Source organism: Micromonospora andamanensis, assembly GCF_016863495.1.
In the GTDB taxonomy this organism is placed as follows: domain Bacteria; phylum Actinomycetota; class Actinomycetes; order Mycobacteriales; family Micromonosporaceae; genus Micromonospora; species Micromonospora andamanensis.
In genome coordinates this window covers 28,247-44,311 of record NZ_BOOZ01000009.1, presented here as the reverse complement: position 1 = coordinate 44,311, position 16,065 = coordinate 28,247, and the positions used below count along the sequence as shown (strand labels likewise).

Sequence of the window (16,065 nt, the reverse complement as noted above, 5' to 3'; positions counted from 1 at the left end):
CCTCCCAGCATGACCGGAACGGGCGCTAGCTAATCAAAGGGGGTGGGTGCCGTCGAGCGGATCGACCACACGCGGGCCAGCACAGGGGAGCACGCTTGGCCCGTATGGACGGTCCGCCGAGACTGGGCCGATGTCGAGCAGCCTGCCCCGCAGGGTCGAGCCCCTGGAGATCCTGGACGACCCGTATCCCACCTACGCCGACCTGCGGGTGGCCGGCCCACTGTGCCGGTTCGGTCCGGGCGTCTGGGGGGTCACCCGCCATGCCGACGTGACCGCGCTGCTACGCGATCCCCGGCTGGGCAGCGAGTTTCCCGCCGACTACCACCGGGTCTCCGGCGGCGGTGGACCGGCCACCCAGCTGCTGCGGCGGATCCTGCTCTACCGCGACCCGCCCGCGCACACGCGGCTGCGCCGGCTGGTCGGCAAGGCGTTGACCCCGGCCGTGGTCCGGGCGATGCGGGCCGACATCGGCGCGATCGCCGACGAACTGCTCAGCGCGGCCTGGGAGCGGGGCGAGTTCGACGGGGTGGCCGAGGTGGCTTACCCGCTGCCGGTGCAGGTGATCTGCCGACTGTTGGACCTGCCGGTCACGGCGGGCGAGGAACTACGGCAGCGGGCCACCGACCTGGGCCGCGCCTTCAACCAGATCGTGCCGCAGGAGGCCGGCCCGCGGGCCGACAGCGCCGCCACCTGGCTTCGGGAGTACGTGTCCGACCAGTTGGCCGGTCGGCGTGCCGACCCGGGCGGTGACCTGCTGTCCCAGCTGTTGGCGGCTGAGGACCACGGTGACGCGTTGACCAGGGACGAGGTCGTCGACAACGCGGTGTTCGCGTTCTTCGCCGGGTTCGAGACGACCGTCCACCTGATCGCGACCGGGCTCGCCGCGCTGGCGGCCGACGAGTCGCAGCAGCGGCGGCTACGCGAGGATCCGTCGCTGATCCCGGCCGCTGTCGAGGAGTTCCTCCGTTACGACAGCCCGATCCAGGGCGTCGCCCGGCTCGTGCGGGAGCCTGTCGAACTCGGTGGCCGCACCATCCGGCCGGGTCGGGTGCTGGTGCTGATGCTCGGCAGTGCCAACCACGACGAGGCGGCCTTCGCCGACCCGGGGCGGCTCGACATCACGCGTCACCCGAACCCGCACGTGGCCTTCGGTGGCGGTGCCCACCTGTGCCTCGGTGCCTACCTCGCCCGGGAGGAGGCGTCAGCGGTCCTCGGCTGGCTGGTGCGCCGGGGCGCGACGTTGCGGTCGGCGGGCGCGGCGGCACGCGAGCCGGGCAGCCCGTTCCGGGGGTACGCGCGACTGCCGTTGCGGTTCACGACCGTCTGACCGCAGGTCCGGCCGGGGACACCTCGAGGACGGACACGGTCGCGGTCGGTATCACCCGCACCAGCCGCAGTCCGGCGTCAGTGAGCAGCCGTTCCATGTGCTCGGACGTGCGGTGGCACCCGCCGGTCAGCACCAGGGTGTGTACGTCGAAGAGCTTGGCGACGTCGAACGCGTCGCCGGGCGGCAGCACCGCCTCGATCAGCACCAGCAGCGAGTCGTCGCGCATCGCCTCGCGGACCCGGCTCAGAATCGACCCGGCGGCGTCGTCGTCGAAGCCGGGCAGCACGGTCTTGAGCAGGTAGCCGTCGGCGCCGCCCGGCAGGGCCTCGAAGAAGCTGCCGGGAACGACCTGACAGCGATCCGCCACCCCGGCGGCGGCCAACACGTCAGGGGCGGCGTCGACGACGTGCGGCAGGTCGACAAGCACGCCGCGCATCCTCGGGTTGCGGGCCAGCAGGCCGGCGAGAAACGCGCCGGTGCCACCGCCGACGTCGACGACGGTGCCGAACCGGGCGAATGCGTAGGCCGGCAGCACGGTCCGGAGGTGCAACCGGTTCACGCTCTGCATCCAGCGGTCGGTCCTCGCGCTCTGCTCGGGCTCGGCCGCGAGGTAGGTCCAGTAGTCGACGCCGTGGGCGAGCGGAAACCCCGGCTCACCGGTCCGCAGCGTCTCCGCGAAGTAGGCCCATGCCTGCAGGTCGGCCGGAAGCAGTGGATAGGCGTCGCGCAGCGACAGCGGATGCGCGGCGCGTAGCGGGCGGGCCAGTGGGGTCAGACCGAACGTCCCGGGCTCGACCTCGGTGAAGACACCTCGTGCGGCAAGTGCCCGCAGGGTTCGCAGCAGCGTCGGCGCATGTACGCCGAGCCGGTCGGCGAGCGTGTCGACAGGCAGCGGCCCGTCGGCCAGGAGATCGGCGACGCCGAGTTCGGCGACCGCCCGCAGCGCCAGCGGCGTCACGTAGTCGGCCAGGTCGGCGAGCTTCGCGACGGCGGGCAGGTCGAGGGGTATCCGTTCGGTGCTCATCGGTCAGCGCCCCGTGGTGGGCAGCAGATCGAGCCCGATCAGACCACCGACGACCCGGTCGGTGAGCAGATCGACCTGCCGCAGCGCTCGGCACACCCGGGAGAAGACCGCCTGCCGGTAACGGACCATCAGCGGGTCGGTGGCGGCGAACTCGGCTCCGACCCGGGGATCGACGTCCAGCCGTTCCCAGATGTCGACGAGCAGGAACCGACGCCTGATGAGTTCGGCCGCGTCGAGCACGAGCCCCTCCCGCTCCGCCCGCTCGGCGGTGGTGAGCTGCTGGTAGAGCCCTTCCAGCGAGAGCACGCCGAAGGAGACGTGGCGGGCCTCGTCGCGGCCGACCCGGCGGGTGAGGTCCTTAATCAGGTCGTCGTGGAACGTCGACTCGGCCAGCCGGAACGCGGCCATCGCGACGGCCTCGACCATGATCTGCATGCCGAGCGCCGTGACGTCCCAACGCGACTCGAGGAGGACATCGTCGAGCAGCTCACGCAGCGGCGGTGAGACCGGGTAGGAATCGCCCACCTTCTCCCGCAGGTAGCGGGAGAAGACGTCGAGGTGCCGGGCCTCGTCGATCGCCTGACTCGCGGCGCAGAGCTTGCTGTCCAGGTCGGGAAGGCTGCCGACGAGCCGCCCGGCGACCACCATCGCCGCCTGCTCGCCGTGCAGGAACTGGCTGACCATCCACACCTGCAACTCCCAACGGAAAGCGTCCCACATCGGCCGGCCCCGTGCGGCCAGCGGCGAAGCCCGGAACGCCGACATCGCGAACGCCGAGTCGTCGGGGAGCGGCGCCCCATACGGCACGGGCACGCTCCAGTCGACGTCGTCGGCGCTCCACTGCGCTCGGACGCCCCGCTCGTACAGGGTGCGGAAGGTCGACCCGACGCGGTCGTCGTAGTTCCAGTCAAGGTGTGTGTCGATGGATGACGAGACGGAATGCCTGGACACCCTGGCGACGCTAGCGGAGACGGGGCCGGCAGGGTACGCGTGTGGGATGGCACCCATTCCTGCTCCGGGCCCCGACCACGGGGAGGCACCGGCATCGGTTTCCCAGCGTCTGCTGTGGATGATCCAGCACTACCGCGCCGACTTCGGGGCACTGAGTTGCCCACTGCTGTGCCGGATCCGTGGTCCGGTCGAACTCGACCGGCTGCGGGACGCGCTCGACGCGGTTGCCCGCCGGCACGCCTCGCTGCGCACCACCTTCCGTGGCCGGGGCGCCCGGCTGACGCAGGTGATCCACCCACCCCGGCCGATGCCCTTCGAGGTGCGTGACCTCTCAACGGCCGTCGACCCGGATCGGCTGCTGTCGCAGGAGATGGTCGAGGAACTCGCCCGGCCGGTGCTCGTCGACGAGTGGCCGGCCCGGGCGACGGTGTGGCGGCTGGCCGCCGACCAGCACACGCTCTGCCTCAACCTGCATCACCTGGTGACCGACGCCTACTCGACGGGTGTGCTGCTGGCCGATCTGGCGGCCTGCTACGACGACCCGGACAGGCCGACCGGCGACAGTTGGTCCTACGCCCGCTTCGCCAGGTGGCAGCACGACCGGCTGCGCGGGGCTGAGCTGGACCGCCAGCGGGCCTACTGGCGTGACCAGTTGGCCGGTGGCCAGTCGCCGCGGCTCGGCCAACCGAAGGGTGCGCGCCCCGGCGGACCGGCGGTTGCGGAGGCGGGCTTTCCGCCAGACGTCCTGCCGGCGGTGCGGGAGTTGGCGGCACGGATCGGCACGACGCCCTTCGTGGTCCTGCTGGCGGCGTTCTGCACCAACCTGCACCGGCACACCGGACAGACAGACGTGTCCGTGGCATCGATGTTCGCCAACCGGTCCCGGCCCGAGGTCCGCGAGACCGTGGGACTGATCGCCAACATGGTGCTGCTGCGCACCCCGGTCGACCCCACGGCGAGCTTTCTGGACCTGGTGCGCGTCGCTCACCGCACCGCCGTCGGCGCGCTTGTCAACCAGGACCTGCCGGTGCAGATGCTGCCGGCCGGGGCCGCCCCGGCGGGGCCGGGGCGGCCGGACGACGTGGTCTTCAACGTGATGGCCGACCTGGCGCGTACCGCGACCGTCCGCGACGTGACGTTCGAGCTGCAACTTCCGGTGCAACTGGGCAGTCGTTTCCCGCTGGAGCAGACGGTGGTCCCGATCGGCGTCGAGCCTCGTGCGGTGCTGTTCCGGGCCGACGACCGGATGAGCGACGACGTCGCCGCCGACTTCCTCCAGGGGTACGTGCGGATCGTCGGCGAGGGGGCGAACGATCCGGCCCGGCGAGTCGCCGATCTCGCCTGTCGGTCAACTGGCCACGCTGTGTGACGTCGACACGGTGTCGTCGATGGCGGCCTGCAACTCCTCGGCGAGCTGCTGCCATGCCTGGGCGCAGCCGACCGCGAGCTCGGCGATCGTGTACCCGCAGTGGGGCGGGATGTGGGTGATGATCCGATTCCAGTCCGGTGTGTCGACCACGTGCGAGTCGAGCCAGCGCAGGATGAAGCGTCCGGCGTCGGTGTAGCGCAGCGACGGATCCTTGCGCAGGACGTCCAGCACGACCGACGTCCGTCGGGGGTGGGTGATCGCCGTCGTCCGTGGTCGGGAGGTGCGTCGCCGCGTCGACCTGTCGCCCTCGTCGGTCTCCGGACCGTCGCTCGCCGGCCGCATACTCGCCGGGAGCGGGTTCTCGCCGGAGCTGAGTCGTAGTCGCACGTCCCGGGCGGTGCTCACCGAGACCCCGGCGGAGCTGGCGATGTCACGCAGCGACGCCTCCGGCCGGCGGGCGATCACCTCGGCGGCACGCAGCCGACCCTCGGCCGGCTCCAGCGGCCGGGTCCGGCCGTCCCGGCCGATCCGCGTGTTCGACTGCGCAATCGGATCAGTCGAACTGCGGATCGCGCCGACAGTGCGCGGCGCCAACTTGGTCACCTCGGCGACCGCCCGGTCCGACCACTCCGGGAACAGGGCGATGATGCGCCGGGCCGCCTCGCGCCGGTCCTCGAGCGTGAGCGGCAGGCCGTGCGAGGTGTTCGCCTCGACAGCCCGTACGAACGCCTCGCGGACCTCCCCGGTGAAGAAGGTGACGGCGATGTGCTGCTGCCCGTTGAGCCGTGCCACCTGTACGCGGTGCAGACCGTCGACCACCCGCATGGTCTCCCGGTGGACCAGGATCGGCGGCAGCTCGGTGCTGGCCTCGGCGAGCGTCTGGATGTGTCCGGGGTCCTCTCCGGCGAGCCGGGGGGAGTCGCCGAGAACGAGCGCCGAGATGGGGACGGTGGTCGGGTGGTCGGTCGGTCGGCTCGATGCGTCAACAGAAGTGATCACGTCTGGCTCGCTTTCGCTCTGGCCTGGTGGCACCCTCAGCCGAGCCTGCGACCGTTCGACATCTGTCACTTATCGTCGCGCTATCGATCACAATCAGATCAGTAGGCGGCGATGCATACCGAATAGGCGGCCGGGGCCAGGACGACTTCCAGGTGGTAGCTCTCCACCTCGTCGGCCACCCGGAAGACGGCGACCACTGCCGGATAGCTGGCGATCAGCCCGAGCCCCACGAAGTAGTGGTCGCAGTCGAGCACCAGTCGGTAGGCGCCGGCCCGGGGCCCGGATGCCGGCCAGACCAGGACGAAACCGTCGCTGTCGGTCTCGTCCCAGGCGATCGGGCGCCAGCCGTTGTCGTCACGTTCGAACCGGATACGCAGGCCGGCGGCGGGCCGGCCGAGAACGCCGTCGAGCGCGCGTGCCGAGACGGCCATCGCGTCACACCGGGACGGCCGTGCGGCGCAAAGCCGGCGACTCGGGCGGTTCGAGGGCCTCGCGACCGGCGATCGGCCGTTCGCGCTCACCCCTCGGCGCACCCATGGACGTCATCCACCTCCCCGGACAGCTCCATCGCCCGAAGCAGTTCGCGGACCGCGTCGGCGGTTCGCAGCTGTGCCATCGACAGCGTGGCAGAGGCGTACAGTACGGCAGCCTCGCCGCACTGGTCACCAGCGCGGCGGGCGGCGGAGAGGGCGATCCGATGTGCCTCCCGAACATGGTCGGCGTAGGGCAGCGCCTCGGTCGCGCGGCCCACCGCGGCGGCCAGCTCGACGCTCGTACCGACAAGACCGGCCTGTGCGGCCTGGCGGACGGCCGCGAGGACCATGTGGTGCTCCAACTCGTACCACTGCTCGACAGGCGTCACGATCCGGTCGGCCGTCTGGTCGGAGAACTGGCGGATGGGGGCCGCGCCGCGCGGGCGTCGGGAGACCCGTCGGTTGCCCCGCTCCACCGCCGCCAGCAAGGTCAGTACGGCGTCCAGATACCGTTCCAGTGCGGCGTGCCGCTCCGCCGGGCTCTCCTCCGCTGCCAGCCGCTCCCGGGCGAACACCCGCACCAGTTCGTGCAGGCGGTAGCGGGCATACCCGCCGGGCTCCTGTGTCGTTTCGAGGAACTGCGCGTCGGACAGCTTGTCCAGCACGTCCTGGGCCCGGTCCGGTGCCACGTCGAGCAGTGCGGCGCCCACCCAGGGCGACACCCACGACCGGCTGACCAGTACCAGCAGCCGCAGTAGCCGGCGGGCGTCCCCACAGAGGGACTCGTACGCGAAGGTCAGGCTGCTGCGGACGCAGATGCCCGCGTGGGCGAGTTCGTCGAGCCGGCGTCGCTCGTCGGCGAGGCGGTCGACCAGGTCCGCGACGTACCAGTGCGGTCGTGACGCGAGACGGGCGCCCGCGACGCGAAGCGCGAGCGGTAGGTGGCCGCAGAGCCGGGCCAGGTCGAGCACGTAGCCCGGTTCCCGGTCGACCCGGTCCGGTCCCACGATGTGCCTTAGGAGTGCGACCGCGTGTTGGGGCGGTAGCGGACCGACAGGCGCGTTCGTGGCTCCGGGGATCGCTGCGAGCGGAGATCGGCTGGTGACGATCACGGCCGACCGGCAGTCGCCGGGCAGGAGGGACACCACCTGGGACTCCCCGGCGGCGTCGTCCAGCACGATGAGCAGCCGACGATGGGCGATGCGGTCGCGGAACACCTCGGCCCGCTCGTCCACGCCGTCAGGTATGGCCCCGGGCGGCACACCGAGGGCGCGCAGGAACCGTTGCAGCGCCTCAGCCGCGGACACCCGCTCGGTCCGGCGTCCGTGCAGGTCCACGAAGAGCTGACCGTCGGGGAACCGGTCGCGGAGCCGGTGGGCGACGTGCACGGCGAGGGCGCTCTTGCCCGTCCCGGGCCCGCCGGTGAGCACCACCACCGGCACCGCCGTGCGCTGCGGCCCACCGCCGGTCAGCTGCTCCTCGATGAGCCGCACCTCATCGTCGCGGCCGGTGAAGTCGCTGATGTCGGTGGGCAGCAGCCGGGGCGCGGGTTCTGCTTCCGCCGGCTGTCCCGTCACGACCGGCGGAGCCGGTGTGGACGGTTGCGCCAGCGTCGGATCCCCGGTCAGAATTCCGTGCTCCAACCGGCGTAGCCAGTCACCGGGCTCCAACCCCAGCTCGTCGATGAGGGTGCGGCGGGCATCGCGGTAGGTGTCCAGCGCGTCGGCCTGCCGCTCCGATCGGTGCAGGGCGATCATCAGCAGGCCCCGGAGGCGTTCACGAAGCGGGTACGCCATGGTCAACTCGGTCAGCTCGGGGATCACCTCCCGGTGCCGGCCCAGACCCAGGTCCACCTCGATGCACTCCTCGGTGGCAGCCAGGCGGCGCTCGTCCAGCCCGTGCGCGATGGCACGGATGGCGGCGCTCTCGACGTCGCGCAGGGCCGGTCCCCGCCACTTCCCCAGGGCGGTGCGGTAACCGCGTCCGGCGTCGGTGAGCCGCCGGGCGTCGCGGGCCTGGCGGGCCTCGGCGATCAGGGCTTCGTACTGGTGCAGGTCGAGGTTGCCCGCCTCGACGCGGAGCCGGTAGCCGGTTGGGTAGGTCTGGATGGCGTCGGGGTGCCCGTGTCCGGCCAGCAGGCGGCGCAGCGCGGACACGCAGATCTGGATCTGAACGCGCGACGTGGGCGGGGCGTTGTCGCCGTAGATCGCCTCGACGAGGTGCCCGAACGAGACGACCCGGTTGGCCTGTAGGACCAGGCTTGCCAGCACGATGCGTTGGCGCGGCGCGCCCAGGTCGATGCCTCCGTTCGGCGCCAACACCTCAAGCGGCCCGAGGATGCGGAACTCCATGGACGCCCCCGGTGCGTCGGCACCGTTCCCGGTGTCATGCAAGTCCTCGACCTGAGACATCGACCTGCTATCCATCCCGCTCACCGCCAGCCGGTGTGGCCGGCTGGACTGACGATGTACTTAACCGAGACTGGGGTGGACGAACCGTAACTGCTGGACGGGCGGGGAGACAGGAACCGGACGGCAGATACCCAACAGCAACATCGATCACAGCTGTTGCACTGGCATGTCGGTATCCGGCCACCCGCCACCCGGCGTCGGACTGTGGAAGTACGCGCCTCCGGTGTCCGAGTTGCCCCGTCACGCGGGGCGGATCTCCAGGATCGGCAGGGTGAGGGTGCCGATGGTGCGCACCAGGCGCAGGCTGGCGGTGCGCACCAGCTTCTCGATCGCGGTCACCTCACGTGCGCCGCCACCGGCCATGGCCAGCAGCAGCATGTCGTAGCGCAGGCCGGTGACGTACGACTCGCCGTCCACGACGGGGTCGACCACGGGTTCGATGACGAGTAGCCGGCTGTCCGGGCGCATCGCCGCACGGACCTTGCGCAACAGCACCGTGGCGCTTTCGTCATCCCAGTGGTAGAGCACCCGCTTGAACAGGTAGGCGTCGGCGCCGGTAGGCACCTGTTGGCCGTCCGGGTCGAGGAAGCTGCCGCCAACCGCCTCGGCCCGGTCGGAGACACCGGCGTCGGCGAACACCTTCGCCGCGCCGGACGCCACGTGCGGCAGGTCGAACAGGGTGCCCCGCAGGTGCCGGAACCGAGCCAGAATGCCGGCCAGAAACCCGCCGTCACCGCCACCTACGTCCACCACCGAGTGCAGGTCAGCCCAGGGGTACGCGCCCAGAACGCTGCGTAGCTCCAGCCGTGTCGCGGCGCGCTGCGAGGCGTCGAAGCGGCGGCTCTCGTCCGGATGAGTCGCCATGTACTGCCAGTAACCGGTGCCGTGCACGAGATCGAACGCCGCCTGCCCAGTGCGGATGCTGTGGTCGAGACGCCCCCAGGCGGCCACGTCGCAGCTCAGGAGCGGGTAGGCGGTGGCCAGAGACAGCGGGTGGTCACTGCGCAACGGCTGGGCGAGATCGGTGAGCGCGAAGACCGTCGGCGTGGTCTCGACGAACACCTCGCGGCTCGCCAGCGTTCTCAGCAGACGCAGCAACGGGCCCGCCCGGGTGCCGGTGACCTCGGCGAGTTCCTCCACACCTCGGGGCCCGGCGGCGAGGTGGTCGGCCACACGTAGGTCGCAGGCGACCCGGAGACAGAACGGCACGACGTAGTCGGCCAGCTCGGTCAGTCGGACCATTGCCCGCAGATCGACCCGATGTCGTGGAAGCTCCATATCGGCAATCCTCCGCTCGCCGCTGGCTGAGCCAGACGTTAGACCGGGCATCCGGTGTGTGTCATGGTGCTCGTCACGACAGACCGACGCGCCGCGATCACGAGGAGGTGCGGGCTCACCGTGACACGTGTTCCTCCTGGAGCGGGCGTCGACGCGGTCGCCATGGATCTGATGCCGGCCGTGGTCCCGCTCGGCGGCTCGCTCTGGGGCGCCTCGTTCAAGCTGATGAAGATGCTGCCCGCGCATCACATCATCGACACGGCCCTCGCCTCCGGTGAGATCGGGCCCGACACGATGATCGTGGAGTCGACGAGTGGCACCTTCGGCGTGGCGCTCGCGGTGAAGGCCGCGCTGATCCGTCGCCCGTTGACCCTGGTCACCGACCCGGTCATGGACCGGCGGCTCTGCCGTCGCCTGGCCGACCTGGGCGTCGTCATCGAGATGTGTGCGACGCCGTCACCACGCGGGGAATTCCAGACGATGCGGTTGGCCCGGCTGGCTGAGATCCGCGAGCGCCACCCCGACCACTTCTGGCCGCGGCAGTACGACAACCCGCGCAATCCGGCCTCCTACGAGGTGCTCGTCGACCACCTCGCCGGTCAGCTCGGTCGGATCGACGCCCTGATCGGTCCGGTCGGCTCGGGCGGCTCGATGTGCGGCACGGCGACCGCGCTGCGGGCGTACTTTCCCCACCTGGTCGCCATCGGTGTCGACACACCCGGCAGCGTGCTGTTCGGCCAGCCCGACCAGGTACGCGAGCTGCGCGGGCTCGGCAACAGCGTGCTGCCGCGCAATCTCGACCACACCGTCTTCGACGAGGTGCACTGGTGCCCACCAGGTGTCGCCTACCGGGAGACCCGCCGGTTGCACCGCCGGCACGCGCTGTTCCACGGGCCGACCTCGGGGGCGGCCCTGGCGGTGGCCCGTTGGTGGGCGGCTCGTTATCCCGGCAGGGTCGCCGTGGTGATGCTGCCCGACCAGGGGGATCGCTACATCGACACCGTCTACGACGAGGCCTGGCTCGACGCCGATCCCCGGCGTCGGGTGTCCGCCGACGTCCGGCCGCGGGAGGTGCCGATGCCGTCAGGCGATCCCGACTGGACCTGGATGCGGTGGGGACGCCGCACGCTGGTCGAGGTCTGCGACGAACAGGCTCTCGCCGGATGAACGGACCGCTCTCGTCGCCGGGCACGGGCCGGATCGCCAGTCCCCTCGCCGGCAAGGCGCAGCGGCTCTGCTACGAGGCGTCGGATCCGGTCGCCGACCGGGCGATCCTGCGTCTGATCGCCCAGGTCGACCGGGCCCATCTGGTGATGCTCGCCGAGCGCGGGATCATCGCGGGTGGGAAGGCAGCCCGACTGTTGCGTACCGTGCGCGACATCGAGGCCGAAGGCTTCGCCCCGGTGCTGTCGCTTCCCCGACCGCGGGGAATCTACCTCGCCTACGAGGAGGCGGTCACCCGGCGCTGCGGACCCGACGTGGGCGGCCTGTTGCACACCGGCAGGTCCCGCAACGACCTGAACGCCACCACGACGCTACTCGGGCTGCGTGACCGCGGATCCGATGTGGTCGCCGAGGGCGGCAGGCTGGTCACGGCGCTGCTCGCCTCGGCGGGCCGGCACCTCGACGACGTGATGGCGATCCACACCCACTACCAGCCGGCGATGCCGATCACCTACGGGTACTACCTCACCGGAGTCGCGCTCGCGCTGCTCCGGGGGCTCGACCGGATGATGGCCTGTCTCCGCGCGATCCGCAGGTGTCCGTTGGGCGCACACGCGGTGGCCGGCACCGACCTCGAACTCGACACCGAGCGTACGGCGGCGCTGCTCGGCTTCGAGTCCGGCCCACTGCACGCCGTGGACGCGATCGCCTCCCGCGACGCCTCCCTCGACGCGCTGGGAGTCGCCGCGAACCTGGCCGTCACGGTGTCCCGGCTCGCCGCCGACCTGCAACTGTGGAGCTCGTCCGAGGTGCATTACGTGCACTTCCCCGACTGGCTCGTCGGCGGCTCGTCGGCCCTGCCCCAGAAGCGGAACGCATTCGTCCTGGAACATCTGAAGGCCCGTCCCACCCGGGTGCTGGGCGCCTGGGTGACCGCGACGAGCGCGATCCGATCGGCACCCTTCACCAACTCGATCGAGGTCGGCACCGAAGCGATGGCGCCGGTCGCGCCGGCGCTGCGGACCACACGGGATGTGCTGGCCCTCGCCGCCCTCGTGGTCGCGGGGGCTCGCCCACGACCGGCCACCATGGAGCCGGCCGCCGCTCGCGGCTTCGTCGAGGCCACGGCTGTGACGAACGACCTGGTCCGTCAGGGGGTGCCGTTCCGCGAGGCGCACCGGCGGGTCGGTGCGGCGGTGCTGCGGGCGGTCGACGACGGCGCGGCCTGGCCACCCGAGGGGCTGGCGCGGATCGATCCGCGTACCGCCGCCGACCGGGCCCGCTTCGGTGGCGGGCCGGGCAGCCGGGCAGAAACCCTGGCCGCCGCCTGGGCGCTGCGTCACCGGCTCCGGGCGGATCTGCACGACCTGCGCCGGCGATGGGCTGAGGCGGCCGTCGCGCTCGGAGCGGCAAGTGAGGCGGTCTGCCGTGGCTGAGCTGCTGATCCTGGTGGAGAGCAACACGACAGGTAGCGGTCGGCTCTTCGCGGAGCGGGCCCGCGACCTGGGTCTCGTTCCGCACCTGGTCACCGCCGATCCAAGCCGCTATCCGTACGCCGCCGAGCTGGACCTGCCGGTCCACGGGTGTGACACCGGCTCACCGCCTGCGGTGCTGGCCTGCTGCCGTGGGCTGGCGCAGGCACACCAGGTCGCCGGGGTGACCTCCAGTTCCGAGTACTTCATCGCCACCGCCGCTGCCGTGGCCCGCGCCCTCGACGTGCCGGGGGAGGAGCCGGAGCGGCTGGCCGCCGCCCGGAGCAAGGGCGTCCAGCGTGAGCGGTTCGCGGCGGCCGGCGTCGCCTCGCCCGGATTCCAGGTGGTGACATCGGTGCCGGCCGCGGTCGCGGCTGCGGAGCGGTTGGGGGCGCCGGTGGTGGTCAAGCCGGTCAGCCGTTCCGGCTCGATCGGGGTACGCCGCTGTGACGACCTGCGCACGGTGGCGACGCACGCCGCTGAACTGCTCGCCACCAGGACCGACGAGCGCGGCCTGCCGCTGCCGGCGGCCGTGCTCGTCGAGTCCTACCTGCCAGGTCCCGAGTTCTCCGTGGAACTGCTGGCCGGCGAGGTACGGACGGTGGTGGCCAAGCACGTCGACGAGTCTCGAGGGTTCCTGGAGGTCGGGCACGATGTCCCGGCCGCGGTGGACCCCGGCACCGCCGCGCTGCTCGCCGAGAGCGCCCGAGCAGCGTCCGCCGCGCTCGGGCTGGGTTGGGGTGCGGCACACGTCGAGCTACGGATGACCAACGGCCGGGCGGTCGTGGTGGAGCTGAACCCCAGGCTGGCCGGCGGCATGATCCCGCAGGCGATCCGGGTGGCCACCGGGCAGGATCTGATCGCGGAGCTGGTGGCCCGCAGCGCGGGCCGTGTCCCACCGCGGAACGCGGTGCGGACCGGGTACGCCAGCGTGCGATTCCTGCTGCCGGCGGCTGACGGTGTCGTCCGGACGCTGCCCGACCCGGCATCGGCGCTGACGCTTCCCGGTGTGGTCGACGCGGTGGTCACCGCCCGGCCCGGCCAGCGGATCGTCCGCCTCGGTTCGTTCCTGGACCGGCTCGGATACGTGATCGCCCAGGGTCGATCGCCAGCGGAGGCCGGCGCACGAGCCGACCGGGCGGTCGCCGCGTTGCCGGTGGCGATCGACTGAGGGTTCGTCGAAACGGACGACCAGGTGGCGGCGGCTATCCGGCAGCGGGATCGCTGTCGACGCTGCCCAGCCGTAGGGCGACCTCGCGCAACGTCGGACCAGCCAGCAGGTCGGCCAGCGACAGCCGGTGCTTCAGGCGGGTCAACAGGTCGACCGCCGACAGCGACGTGCCGCCCGACTCGAAGAAGTCGTCGTGCCGGCCCACCCGCTCGGTCGGCAGCCCCAGCACCTCGGACCACACCATCGCCAGGCGCCGCTCGGCCGCCGTGCCGGGCGGCTCGAACGCGACAGCGCCGCAGGTCGCCTCCTGCGCCAGCCGCGTGAGCCGCACCATGTCGACCTTGCTGTTGTCGTTGAGCGGCAGCGCGTCGAGTCGGAGGTGGTGCGCCGGGATCATGTAGTCCGGCAGTCGCGCGGCGAGCTGCTTGTCGAGGTCGTCCGGTGTGATCTCGTCGGTGGCGACGTGGAAGCCCACCAGCCGGGCCCGGTTGCCGTCTCCGACGGCGACGACAGCGGCGTCGATGACCGCCGGTACCGCCGCGATCGCCGCCCGCACCTCGCCGATCTCCACCCGCAGCCCCCGGATCTTGACCTGGTGGTCGCGGCGGCCCAGAAACTCCAGCCGCCCTTCCGGCAGCCAGCGGCCCAGATCGCCGGACCGGTACAGGCGTTCGCCCGGGTGGTAGGGGTCGGTGGTGAACACCTCGGCGGTCCGCTGCGGGTCATTGAGGTAGCCCAGTCCCACGCACACGCCGGCGAACACGATCTCGCCGCGGGCGCCCTCCGGCATCAGACGCAGCCGCTCGTCGACGACGTAGACCCGCATGTTCCGTAGCGCCCGGCCGACGCTCACCACGGGCAGATCCCGCTCCGGAGGTCCGTCGAGCACCTCGTGCATGGCGTCGTCGGAGGTCTCCGTGGCGCCGTAGGCGTTGAGCAGCCGGACTCCCGGCAGCACCGCGAACCAGCGACGGACCAGGTCGGAGCGGAGCGCCTCACCGGTCACCGACACCGACCGGAGCCGGGGCAGCCGTACGGTGCCGGTCTCCAGGTGGGTGAGCAGCACCTCCAGGTAGGAGGGCACGACCTGGATCGTGGTCACCTCGTGCCGGACCAGCAGCGCGGTGAACGCTGCCACATCGAGTTGCTTATCGACGTCGACCACCAGACAGGTGCCGCCGACCAGTAGGGGTGCGCAGACCTGCCACAGCGAGATGTCGAAGCACTGCGAGGCGGTCTGGGTCACCACGTCGTCGGGCCGGAGGCCGTGGTCGTCGACCTTGGCCCACAAGTGGTTGATCATGCCAGCGTGGGCGCAGAGGGCACCCTTTGGCTGCCCGGTCGAGCCCGAGGTGAAGTAGACGTACGCAGGTTGCTCACCGGCCGGCGGTGGCAGGTCGACCGCGACCGGCTCGGCGCCGGGCTCGGCGATCGGCACCACCGTTCCGGACCAGCCGTCGGTCCCCGCGACGACCGACATGAGGGTGCTGCCGGGGCCGTCGGTCAGCGCCAGCCGGCAGTCGGCCCGGTCGAGTTGGCCGCGCACCCGCGACGGCGGGAAGTCGGGCCGGATCGGCAGATACACAGCGCCCGCCCGGAGGACTCCCAGCATCGCGACAACCCAGTCGAGGTGCCGGTCGCTGACCACGGCGACAGCGTCCCCGCCGGAGACGCCGAGCCCGCGCAGACGGTGGGCCAGCCGCCGCGAGGCGCTGTCGAGTTCGCCGTAGGTCAACACGTCCTCGCGGTGCCGGACCGCGGGCCGGTCGGGAACCGCCGCTGCGCGCGACTGGAACGCCGCGACGAACCCGTCGGGACCGTTGTCCACCCGGGCACCACACAGCTCGACGAGCTGACGCCGACGCTCCTCGGTGCCCAACATGTCGCCGAGGTCCACTGTCGCATCCGGCGCGGTGCGGGCCCGGCCGAGAGCGTGGAGCAGGTAGCCGAGCACCCGCTGGGCGGCGTGGTGCGAGACGTGCGCGAGGTCGTAGGCCAGTTCCAACCCGGCACAGCCGGGCCCGAGCCGCACCACCAGGTCGGCGGTGTCGTCGGCGAGCGTCCCCCGCGCGTCGACGGCGCTGTGCGGTCGGCCGTCCAGCGGTACCCGCCGCAGCGCGTCGCCGAGGCCGGCCCAGGTGACGTCGGCGACGACAGCGCTGATCCGGTCGAGGCCACCGGCTTCGCCGGCCACCGCCGTGCTCGCCTCGGGCTCGCCGACACACCGCGACAGCACCGCGAGCCAGCTGACCAGCAACGTCCGCTCCCGGGCGGCCGTGTCGTCCGGCCCGACGGCCAGCGCGTCGCGCAACCCCGCCGGCACCTCACATGTCAGGCGGACCCGACCCGGCTGGGAACCGGGGAGGGCCCACGGGGGCAGGGCGGTCGTCCCAGGTGGACCAGGTGCCATGACTCGACGGTACGGG

General features: G+C 71.8%; 12 protein-coding genes. 5 read left to right on the top strand and 7 right to left on the bottom strand.

Annotated elements, in window-relative coordinates; all coding sequences use genetic code 11:
• The first annotated feature begins 130 nt into the window (after window positions 1–130).
• A complete protein-coding gene (locus tag Van01_RS10675) occupies window positions 131–1,327 on the top strand; it encodes a cytochrome P450 (RefSeq protein ID WP_204005171.1) in 1,197 nt (398 codons plus the stop codon).
• Here the strand turns inward: Van01_RS10675 and Van01_RS10670 are convergent.
• A complete protein-coding gene (locus Van01_RS10670) occupies window positions 1,314–2,351 on the bottom strand; it encodes a methyltransferase (RefSeq protein WP_204005169.1) in 1,038 nt (345 codons plus the stop codon). The genes Van01_RS10675 and Van01_RS10670 overlap by 14 nt on opposite strands.
• Window positions 2,352–2,354: 3 nt before the next feature.
• The gene (locus Van01_RS10665) at window positions 2,355–3,302 is read right to left on the bottom strand and encodes a ferritin-like domain-containing protein (RefSeq protein WP_204005167.1); all 948 of its coding nucleotides are present in this window, start codon (window positions 3,300–3,302) and stop codon (window positions 2,355–2,357) included.
• Here Van01_RS10665 and Van01_RS10660 point away from each other — a divergent pair.
• The gene (locus Van01_RS10660) at window positions 3,274–4,671 is read left to right on the top strand and encodes a condensation domain-containing protein (RefSeq protein ID WP_308442375.1); all 1,398 of its coding nucleotides are present in this window, start codon (window positions 3,274–3,276) and stop codon (window positions 4,669–4,671) included. The genes Van01_RS10665 and Van01_RS10660 overlap by 29 nt on opposite strands.
• Here Van01_RS10660 and Van01_RS10655 read toward each other — a convergent pair.
• From Van01_RS10655 to Van01_RS10640, 4 genes are all read right to left on the bottom strand, one after another.
• A complete protein-coding gene (locus Van01_RS10655) occupies window positions 4,651–5,670 on the bottom strand; it encodes a ParB N-terminal domain-containing protein (protein WP_204005163.1) in 1,020 nt (339 codons plus the stop codon). The two genes, Van01_RS10660 and Van01_RS10655, sit on opposite strands and share 21 nt — an antisense overlap.
• A gap of 98 nt (window positions 5,671–5,768) precedes the next feature.
• A complete protein-coding gene (locus Van01_RS10650) occupies window positions 5,769–6,101 on the bottom strand; it encodes a hydroxyisourate hydrolase (protein WP_204005161.1) in 333 nt (110 codons plus the stop codon).
• A gap of 86 nt (window positions 6,102–6,187) precedes the next feature.
• Window positions 6,188–8,554, bottom strand: a complete 2,367-nt coding sequence (locus Van01_RS10645) for an AfsR/SARP family transcriptional regulator (protein WP_204005153.1) — start codon at window positions 8,552–8,554, stop codon at window positions 6,188–6,190.
• A gap of 240 nt (window positions 8,555–8,794) precedes the next feature.
• On the bottom strand, window positions 8,795–9,832 hold the full coding sequence (locus Van01_RS10640) for a methyltransferase (protein ID WP_204005145.1): 1,038 nt from the start codon (window positions 9,830–9,832) through the stop codon (window positions 8,795–8,797).
• Window positions 9,833–9,952: 120 nt separating this feature from the next.
• Here Van01_RS10640 and Van01_RS10635 point away from each other — a divergent pair, with 120 nt between their 5' ends.
• The 3 genes from Van01_RS10635 to Van01_RS10625 are packed head-to-tail and all read left to right on the top strand — an operon-like array spanning window position 9,953 to window position 13,639.
• The gene (locus Van01_RS10635; protein WP_239098986.1) at window positions 9,953–10,999 is read left to right on the top strand and encodes a pyridoxal-phosphate dependent enzyme; all 1,047 of its coding nucleotides are present in this window, start codon (window positions 9,953–9,955) and stop codon (window positions 10,997–10,999) included.
• Window positions 10,996–12,432, top strand: coding sequence for a lyase family protein (locus Van01_RS10630; protein WP_204005143.1), 1,437 nt, complete (start codon window positions 10,996–10,998; stop codon window positions 12,430–12,432). The genes Van01_RS10635 and Van01_RS10630 overlap by 4 nt, the downstream gene beginning before the upstream one ends.
• On the top strand, window positions 12,425–13,639 hold the full coding sequence (locus Van01_RS10625; protein ID WP_204005141.1) for an ATP-grasp domain-containing protein: 1,215 nt from the start codon (window positions 12,425–12,427) through the stop codon (window positions 13,637–13,639). Before Van01_RS10630 ends, Van01_RS10625 begins: the two co-directional genes overlap by 8 nt.
• A 34-nt stretch (window positions 13,640–13,673) precedes the next feature.
• Here the strand turns inward: Van01_RS10625 and Van01_RS10620 are convergent, their stop codons facing one another.
• Complete coding sequence (locus Van01_RS10620) at window positions 13,674–16,049, bottom strand: non-ribosomal peptide synthetase (RefSeq protein ID WP_204005139.1); 2,376 nt, start codon at window positions 16,047–16,049, stop codon at window positions 13,674–13,676.
• Window positions 16,050–16,065 lie beyond the last annotated feature (16 nt).